Source organism: Eubacterium sp. 1001713B170207_170306_E7, assembly GCF_015547515.1.
Lineage (GTDB): Bacteria > Bacillota > Clostridia > Eubacteriales > Eubacteriaceae > Eubacterium.
In genome coordinates this window covers 35901-44593 of sequence record NZ_JADMVE010000013.1, presented here as the reverse complement: position 1 = coordinate 44593, position 8693 = coordinate 35901, and the positions used below count along the sequence as shown (strand labels likewise).

Annotated in this window: 5 protein-coding genes and 1 rRNA gene; 1 reads left to right on the top strand and 5 read right to left on the bottom strand. The window is 48.5% G+C overall.

Features of this window, described 5'->3' with window-relative positions; genetic code table 11:
- Window positions 1-238 precede the first annotated feature (238 nt).
- Window positions 239-355 (top strand): 5S ribosomal RNA (gene rrf, locus I2B62_RS20200).
- Between the two features lie 251 nt (window positions 356-606).
- Here rrf and I2B62_RS20195 read toward each other — a convergent pair.
- The 5 genes from I2B62_RS20195 to I2B62_RS20175 are packed head-to-tail and all read right to left on the bottom strand — an operon-like array spanning window position 607 to window position 8674.
- Complete coding sequence (locus I2B62_RS20195; protein ID WP_195270831.1) at window positions 607-2544, bottom strand: glycoside hydrolase family 13 protein; 1938 nt, start codon at window positions 2542-2544, stop codon at window positions 607-609.
- Window positions 2544-3977: a glycogen synthase GlgA gene (gene glgA / locus I2B62_RS20190; RefSeq protein ID WP_195270832.1), complete on the bottom strand. Its 1434-nt coding sequence runs from the start codon at window positions 3975-3977 to the stop codon at window positions 2544-2546. Before glgA ends, I2B62_RS20195 begins: the two co-directional genes overlap by 1 nt.
- Window positions 3978-3979: 2 nt before the next feature.
- The gene (gene glgD, locus I2B62_RS20185) at window positions 3980-5092 is read right to left on the bottom strand and encodes a glucose-1-phosphate adenylyltransferase subunit GlgD (RefSeq protein ID WP_195270830.1); all 1113 of its coding nucleotides are present in this window, start codon (window positions 5090-5092) and stop codon (window positions 3980-3982) included.
- Window positions 5093-5105: 13 nt separating this feature from the next.
- The gene (locus I2B62_RS20180) at window positions 5106-6230 is read right to left on the bottom strand and encodes a glucose-1-phosphate adenylyltransferase (RefSeq protein ID WP_195270829.1); all 1125 of its coding nucleotides are present in this window, start codon (window positions 6228-6230) and stop codon (window positions 5106-5108) included.
- Window positions 6227-8674, bottom strand: a complete 2448-nt coding sequence (locus tag I2B62_RS20175) for a glycogen/starch/alpha-glucan phosphorylase (RefSeq protein ID WP_195270828.1) — start codon at window positions 8672-8674, stop codon at window positions 6227-6229. Before I2B62_RS20175 ends, I2B62_RS20180 begins: the two co-directional genes overlap by 4 nt.
- Window positions 8675-8693: the final 19 nt, after the last annotated feature.

Below are 8693 nucleotides of genomic sequence, written 5' to 3'. Positions count from 1 at the left end.
ACTAATCGGCCGAGGTCTTGATCCCATCAAGACATTTTGAAAATACTCCCAATCTTTATGTTGTTTTGAATGACCAACGCTTTTGTCCAAAGCACAAAGGGCTTTGGTATGAAGCTGAGCGAAAGCGAAGCGAAGGTACAAAAGCTAACGCATTTTTAAAAGAAAAGCATCCCGAATAAAAGAGAAGCGTTTCTTTTAAAAATACGATCCAAACAACCGAATAACAAAGTGAGATTGATCTCGTGATGATGGCGAAGGGGAAACACCTGTTAACATACCGAACACAGAAGTAAAGTCCTTCAGCGCTGAAAGTACTTGGTGGGCAACTGCCTGGGAGGATAGGACATCGCGGGGTCTTTTTGCGTTCAACCTTAAGCCGCGCAAAAAAAGGATGGTGAATGGCCCGTGCAAGTTGACTTGCAAAGGGCCACTCACCATCCTTTTTTTATGGGGCGCAGCCCCCGACTGGAGTGTCCGCAGGACACGGAAGTGCGCGGCCCCACACCCCGAAAGCCTTCCAATACCCGTGCAAACGGAAGTGCGCGGCGCCACACAGCCTTTCCCCCCGAATACGCGTCCGTCAAAAAAGCCCCTTGAGGCCATCGCTCAAGGGGTTAAATATTTAGAAGGAATGATACCCTTCTCTTTGTATTCATTGCCGTGCAGAATGATTCGTCCGCCGATTATTTTGTAAATCCTCGCGGACAGAGGCTCCAGAACAATCTGCTTCAGGTCTTCCTGTTTATTGGCCAGCAGGTCAAGACCCTCGCGGTCCTTTACTGCGCCGTGGCTGAAGCAGCGGCTTTTAACCGCGTTTCGGTTAAACAGGCAGAGGTAGCTTTCATCTGCGAGATCCCGTACATAGGCAAAGACATCGTCCTTGCAGGGCAGCGGATACCACGATCCGCGTTGAAAGGCCTTGTGCTCGGCTCTCAGGGCTGTTATTTTTTTATACCACTCTAAAATTTCCGGCTCTTCATTTCCCCAGGGGTAGGTGCTCCGGTTAAAGGGGTCTTCATAGCCCTGCACGCCGGCTTCATCACCGTAATAGATACAGGGAACACCTGGAAAGGTGAGCTGGATCAGGCTTAAAACCTTCAAACGCCTTTTAGCCAGGTCATACTGCTCCTGCGTCAGGCGGTAGTGCTCTTTGTCGCTTTCTTTAGAAAGTGTGGGCGCCTCGCCCAGAATGGTCAGGATACGCATGCGGTCATGGGAGCCGATGAGGTTCATATTTCCCTTAAACTGCCCTCTGGGATAATTTTCATAAAGGGCCATCATTAAACGCGCGGTTTCCCGGGAGCCCTTGGACCCCATCATAAAGCTAATCAGTGCGTCCCGGAAGGGATAGTTCATGACAGCGTCCAGCTCATGGCCGTAAAAATACCGGCGCAAAACGCCATAGGCCACTTTTCTGGAAGCGTCCTCCCAGACCTCGCCAATGAGAATGGCGTCGTCTTTTTCCTCAAGCATGGCGGTTTTTATGCCCTCGATGAATTCATCGGGCAGCTCGTCCGCCACATCCAGCCGCCATCCGGAAGCGCCGGCTTTCAGCCATTTTCGGATCACTGAATTTTCGCCTTCAAAAATAAAATCCTTGTACGCAGGGGTCAGTTCCTCGACGTTGGGCATTGATTTGACGCCCCACCAGCATTCGTACTCGTTGGGATAATCGCTGAAGCGGTACCAGGAGTAGAAGGGTGAATCCTTTGACTGGTAAGCGCCCGTCCCGGGGTAATTTCCGTATTTATTAAAGTAGATGCTGTCGTCTCCGGTATGGCTGAATACACCGTCTAAAATGACGCGTATGCCGCGTTTTTTAGCTTCGGTGCATAGTTCCTTGAAAAGCTCTGTATTGCCGAATTCCGGGGCAATATGGAGGTAATCTGCCGTATCGTATTTGTGGTTGCTGCCGGATTCAAAAATGGGATTGAGGTATAGAATCGAAATGTTCAGCTCTTTTAAGTAATCGAGCTTTTCGATGATGCCCTGGAGGGTCCCGCCAAAAAAATCCCAGTACTCAATGTTTCCCTGATTGTCACGGAAATAATGGGGGCTGTCGCTCCAGTTCCCGTGAATCAGCGACTGCCTTTTATATTGGGGTTCAAAGGTTTTCTTTTCCCCCTTATTGAAGCGGTCGGGAAAAATCTGATACATGATACCGTCTGTGTACCATGCGGGCATTTCACGCACCTTGTCGTAGAGTGTAATCTGATAGGAGGGGGGAAAGGCTTCGTAAATCTGTCCTTCTCCGCCCAGGGTGTCGTTTTGTGTGCCATAGCAGTAGCTGCGGCCGTTCTGCTCATAACAAAAATCGTACCATAAAATGCCTGGCTGGTCGGGTAATGTGAGTGTATACTCCAGCATGTCAGGAAATTTCGATGGTACCATATCGTAAAAATGCTCGGTTGAATTGTAGTATGTTCTTATTTTTACATTTACACTGTGGGTGGTATAAACACGGATTGTTACCTGGGAGCCTGCCGGAAGTGCTCCGAAAGGCTCCTTAAATCTTAAATCCCAGGAATTGTGTCTAAAATTCATTATGATAGTTTACCTGTTACTTTCTTATAGTAGTATAAATAGGTTTCGGCTGAAAGCTTCCAGTCGAAATTTGATTTTGACGCGTTGGTCATGAGTGTCTTCCACAGCTCAGGCTCATCATAGTACAGTCCGACGGCCCGCTGGAGGGTAAAGAGCATATCATGTGCGTTGTAGGTGGAAAAGCTAAAGCCGTTGCCTTCCTTGGTTTCCTTGTCAAAATAGTGCACGGTGTCCTTCAGGCCCCCGGTTTCCCGGACGACGGGAACAGTGCCGTAGCGCATGGCGATCATCTGTGACAGGCCGCAGGGCTCAAATTTTGACGGCATCAGGAACATGTCGCTGGCGGCGTATATTTTTCGCGAAAGATCTTCGTTGAAATCAATGATGGAGGCCATTTTATCCGGATAGGTGTAGGCAACCTCACGCAGCATGTTTTCATACTGGGCGTCCCCGGTGCCGAGCACGACCATTTGGATGTCCATCTGAAGGATCTCATGGATAACGGCTGCGACGAGATCAAGGCCTTTCTGTTCAACCAGACGTGTGATCATGGAAATCATCGGGACCTTTGGATTAACCGGAAGTCCGAGATAATCCTGAAGCGCGGTTTTATTTTCCGTTTTCTTCTTGTAGGAACGCGTGTAGGGCACAAAGAGCGCCGGGTCTGTCTGAGGGTTATAGACGGTTTCGTCAATGCCGTTCAAAATCCCCACGGTTTTGTAGCTGATGTCGCGCATCACCCCGTCAAGGCCTTCGCCGTAATAGGGGTCCTTGAGCTCCTCGGCGTAGGTCGGGCTCACCGTGGTGACCAAATCGGAGGTATAAAGCGCGCCCTTCATCAGGTTCAGCTTGCGGTAGAACTCCATGGCGGCCGGAAAATAGTCAAGGTTCATAACGCCCTTGAGGTCATCGAAGCCGTAGAGCCCCTGATACTTCATGTTGTGGATCGTAAAGACGGTTTTGGTGTTCAGATAATGCCACTGGTACTGCTCCTTGAGCAGGAATGGGATCAGGGCAGTCTGCCAGTCGTGGCAGTGGAGCACATCCGGATAAAAATCAATATACGGGATGGACTCGAGCACGGCGCGGCAGAAATAAACAAAGCGTTCGCCGTCGTCATAGTAACCATACAGGTTTGGACGGTTGAAATAATATTCGTTGTCCAGGAAATAGTAGGTCACGCCGTCCATTTCATATTGCTGTATACCCACATACTGGTCGCTCAGACCAACCTTGACATAAAAAATATCAATAAGCTTAAAATCCTTTTTATATTCTTCTGGAATACTGGCGTATTTGGGAAGAATAACGCGGATATCAGCCTGATCCTTTGGAAAGGCCTTTGGCAGTGAGCCGATCACATCGCCCAGGCCGCCGCTTTTGGCAAAGGGATAGGCCTCGGTAGCGGCATACAAGATTTTTAATTTATCCATTGTCATATAACCATTCCTTTACTGAGTACGATGGGGTTATCCTTGGTTCCCACCAGAGATGCGTTATCACGGATTTTAACGTCTTTATCAAAAATGACGTAGTTCAGCTTCACGTTGTTTCCGATTTCTGCCTTTTGCATGATAATGCTGTTGGAAATTTCACTGCCATAGCCGATTTTGCTGTCACGGAAGAGGACACTGTGGTAAATTTTCCCCTCAACCTCACAGCCGCTGCCGACAATGGAGTTGCGCACCACGGCCTCGTTCTGGTACAGCGTGGGGTGGTTATCCTTGATTTTGGTGTGGATCGAATTTTCGCTCAGGAAAAGCTCCTTCATGGTGTCAAATTCCAGCAGGTCCATATTGGCCTCGTAATATTTGGCCAGATCGTGAACCCGGTTGATATAACCGGTATGTGGCGCGCCGTACACGTGAAGGGTATCCAGATTGCTTTTAATCATATCCATCAGGTCCCATTCACCGGTCCGCTCGCCAAGCTCCATTAAATCCAGAAGGACCGATTTTTTTATGATCATCATGTCTGCGTAGCAGTGATCCGTCATTTTTTCCTTTTGGTAATGGATACTGGTGATGCGGTATTTATCAAATTCTAAAAAGACGTCGTTGTTTTCAAAGGTAAAGCTTGGCTGAACTCTTTTGAAAATCAGCGTGACATCGCTGTTGTTGGTTTTGTGGATTTTATAGGACGCGTTAAAGCTGAAGCTGGTGACCAGATTGGGCGCGGAGATAACCACGTCCTCGTCACTGCTGTGCTGTAAAAACGCGCGGTTGTTGTATAAATCCCGCAGGTTAATTTTCATGAGATTGCCAAAGCGAACACTGCTGCTGCCTGCCAGAATGGATAAGTCCTGGGTTTTACGGCTTAAGGACCATTCCTTTCCGGTACCGAGATGGTCGATGAGGGAGCTGTATTTATGGGAGCCGACGACACCGACATGGGAGATACCGGAATTTACCATATTGGATAAGGTAAAGTCGATCATGCGGTAACGGCCGCCAAAGGGCAGTGTGCTGATACTGCGGTGCTGGAGCAATTCATTGAGATCTGAGTTATCGCCGTCTACATTTAAAATAATACCAATTGCTTTTTTCATTTCTGAGCACCTCCTATGAATTTAAAACGTGAATTTCTGCCGGGTTGTCACTTTCAGCGGCTACCAGACGGACATCACTCTTTACGTAAGCTCTTGAACCAACAATGCAATTTTCCAGATGCGCGCCATCCTCAATGATCGCGCCGGTGTGGACGATTGAGTTTTTGAGAACGGTATTTTTTTCAATAATAATATCGTGCGAGATGATGGAATTTTCCACTGAGCCGAAAATAACACATCCGTCGCAGATCAGACTGTGTTTTACCACGGCGTCCGGTCCGATAAACTGCGGGTGGCGGCTGGTATTATTTGAGAAAATTCTGAAATTTCGGTCTGTCAGGTCAAAATCACAGGCTGGATTGAGCAGATCCATATTGGCGTCATAATAGCTCTGAATGGTTCCGACATCCTTCCAGTAGCCGGAGAACGGGTAGGCAAAAATACGCTTGCCCTCCTCGTGGAGCATTGGAATGACATTGTGGCCGAAGTCATTTTCGGAATCCGGGTTTTCGGCATCCTCAATCAGGGCCTTGCGCAGGACATCCCAGGTAAAGACATAGATCCCCATGGAGGCCTTGTTGCTTGTGGGTTCCGGGGGTTTTTCCTGGAACTCCAGGATACGCTTTTCGTCATTGGTGTTGACAATCCCAAAACGATGGGCTTCATCCCACGGGACATCCATTACCGCGATGGTTAAATCAGCTGATTTTTGTTTATGGAAGTTGACCATATTGGAGTAATCCATCTTATAGATATGGTCGCCGGACAGGATGAGTACATACTCCGGATCAAAGCTGTCGATAAAGTCGATGTTCTGATAGATGGCGTCCGCTGTGCCGTTATACCAGCGGCCGCCCTTTTGTCCCATGTAAGGCGGCAGGATGCGGACGCCGGCGCCGACCTTGTCAAGGGACCAGGCGCTCCCGTCACTGATATAATTGTTCAGAATATAAGGGCGGTATTGGGTCAGGACACCAACGACATCAATGTCTGAGTTCATACAGTTGCTTAATGGAAAGTCAATAATACGGTATTTACCGCCGAATAAAACGGCAGGCTTAGCGTTGTTAAATGTGAGGGATCCCAGACGGCTTCCTTGTCCTCCAGCTAGGAGCATAGCGACACATTCGGTATTCATAATATTTCCTCCTCGTAATTGAATGATTTGATTTTCCAGATTTCTCTCTGGTAATCGGCAATGGAGCGGTCACTAGAGAACATTCCGGAGTGTGCAATATTGACAGCCGACATTTGCAGCCATCTTTTTTGATCTCTGTACACGGTACCTGAGGTTGACTGGATATCCGCATAAGAGGCAAAGTCTTTAAGTACAAAATAGGTGTCATTATGAATCAAAAGCGAATCATAAATCACCTGGAAGGTCGAGGTGTTGCTGAAAAAGCCGTTGATCAGCTGCTCCAGAACGGTCTGAATCCGCGGATCGGACTCATAAATATCCAGGGAGCGGTAGCCGCCGTGGGCGTTATAGTTCGCAACCTCCACATCTGAGAGGCCAAAGGTAAAGATATTATCCATTCCCACAGCTTCAGCGATCTCGACATTGGCGCCATCCATTGTACCGAGCGTCACGGCGCCGTTCATCATGAACTTCATGTTTCCAGTACCCGAGGCTTCCTTGCCGGCGGTGGATATCTGTTCAGATATTTCGGCGGCAGGATAGATCATCTCTGCAACGGAGACATTAAAGTTTGGTACAAAGACCACCTTTAAGCGGTCGCCGACCGCCGAATCGTTATTGACCTTGTCTGCAATGACGTTGATCAGGCGGATGACCTCCTTGGCGTAATAATAGGATGGTGCGGCCTTGCCGGCAAAAATATAGGTTTTAGGAATAAAATCCATATTTGGGTTTGCCTTGAGCGTGTTGTAAAGATACATGACATGCAGGGCGTTCAACAACTGGCGTTTGTATTCGTGAATCCGCTTGACCTGAATATCAAAGATGGAATCCGGATTCAAATCAATGCCCTGCGTTTTTTTAATATATTTTGCCAGACGGACTTTATTGCTTCGCTTAACCGCCCCCAGCTTTTCACAGAAAGCCGCGTCAGATGTGTAAGGAAGCAGCGCCTGCAGATCGGACAGCTGGTTAGGTTTGGTCCAGCTGTCGCCGATGGTCTCGTTGAGCAGTGTTTTCAGCTGCGGATTGCTGCCTGTCAAGAAACGTCTGGGCGTTACCCCGTTGGTCACAGAGTGAAAACGCTCCGGAAAAACAGCATAGAAATCCTTGAAGGTTTCCTCGCGCAGGATTTTGCTGTGCAATTCCGCCACGCCGTTGACCGAGTGACTGCCGATAATGGCCAGATGTGCCATATGAACCTGGCCGTCCTTTAAAATAGAGATATAATAATTGCGCGCCTCCTGGTCTGGATAGTACCAGTTCATGTCATTGACAAACCGGCGGTTGATTTCGTCGATGATCTGATAGACACGGGGCAGCAGCTCCTTTACCATGTCGATGGGCCATTTTTCCAGGGCCTCGGGCAGTACGGTGTGGTTTGTGAAGCTGATGGATTTGACGGTCATATCCCAGGCCGCGTCCCACTCATAGTTTTCTTCATCAATCAGAATCCGCATGAGCTCTGGAACACAGAGGGCAGGGTGCGTATCATTGATATGGATACAGATTTTATCCGAAAAGCCCTCCATTGACCCGTGATTAAACTTCTTATAACGCCGGACAATCCGCTTCAGGCCGGCGCAGACAAAGAAGTATTCCTGTTTGAGGCGGAGCTGCTTGCCTTCAAAGCCATTGTCGTTGGGGTATAAAATCTGACTGATGGCTTCAGCCTCGGAGCGGCGCTGCATGGCCTTTAAAAAATGTCCCTGATTAAAGGTCGAGAGGTCAAAATCCTCTACCGGCTGGGCGCTCCAGAGGCGGAGGGAGTTAACGGTTTTGTTGTGATAGCCCTGAACCGGGACGTCGTAGGGGACGGCCAGAACAGGCTCATAATTTTCATGAATAAAAACCAGCTTTCCGTTGACCATTTCGGTCCGGACATCCCCTTTGTACTTGACGATAACCGATTTATCGGGCTTTGCGATTTCAAAGGGATAACCGTTTTTCAGCCAGTTGTCCGCCACCTCCACCTGTTCATTATTGATGATTTTCTGTTCAAACAGGCCAAATTTATAACGGATGCCATTTCCATGCCCCGGAAACCCCATGGCGGCGGTTGAATCCAGGAAACAGGCCATAAGCCGCCCCAGACCGCCGTTGCCGAGCGCCGGATCATGTTCCTTTGTCTGAATGGCTTCGTAATCAAGGCCAAGCTCGCCGAGAACTTCGGGCACAACCGTGTCCCATCCGAGATTGTTGATATAGGCCTTAAGGAGCCGGCCGATTAAAAACTCGATGGAGAAAAAATAAATCTGTTTTTCCTCCATCTTGTGAAGGCGGCTGTTATTGGCGGCCCATTCGGCTGTGATTTCTTCCATAACCAGCTCAGCCAATGCTTCGTATTGGTGCTGTGTGGTTGATTCAGAGAAATTTTCGCTGGATACTTCTTCTACTTTTTTTATAAACGCTTTTTTAAAGCTTTCTTTTTCAAGTGTTTTCATCCGGTATCCTTTCCAGAGG

Bases quoted from the DNA above. Each gene is read 5' to 3' on its own strand.
- I2B62_RS20195 (WP_195270831.1), bottom strand. From the start codon at position 2,544: ATGAATTTTAGACACAATTCCTGGGATTTAAGATTTAAGGAGCCTTTC.
- glgA (WP_195270832.1), bottom strand. From the start codon at position 3,977: ATGGATAAATTAAAAATCTTGTATGCCGCTACCGAGGCCTATCCCTTT.
- glgD (WP_195270830.1), bottom strand. From the start codon at position 5,092: ATGAAAAAAGCAATTGGTATTATTTTAAATGTAGACGGCGATAACTCA.
- I2B62_RS20180 (WP_195270829.1), bottom strand. From the start codon at position 6,230: ATGAATACCGAATGTGTCGCTATGCTCCTAGCTGGAGGACAAGGAAGC.
- I2B62_RS20175 (WP_195270828.1), bottom strand. From the start codon at position 8,674: ATGAAAACACTTGAAAAAGAAAGCTTTAAAAAAGCGTTTATAAAAAAA.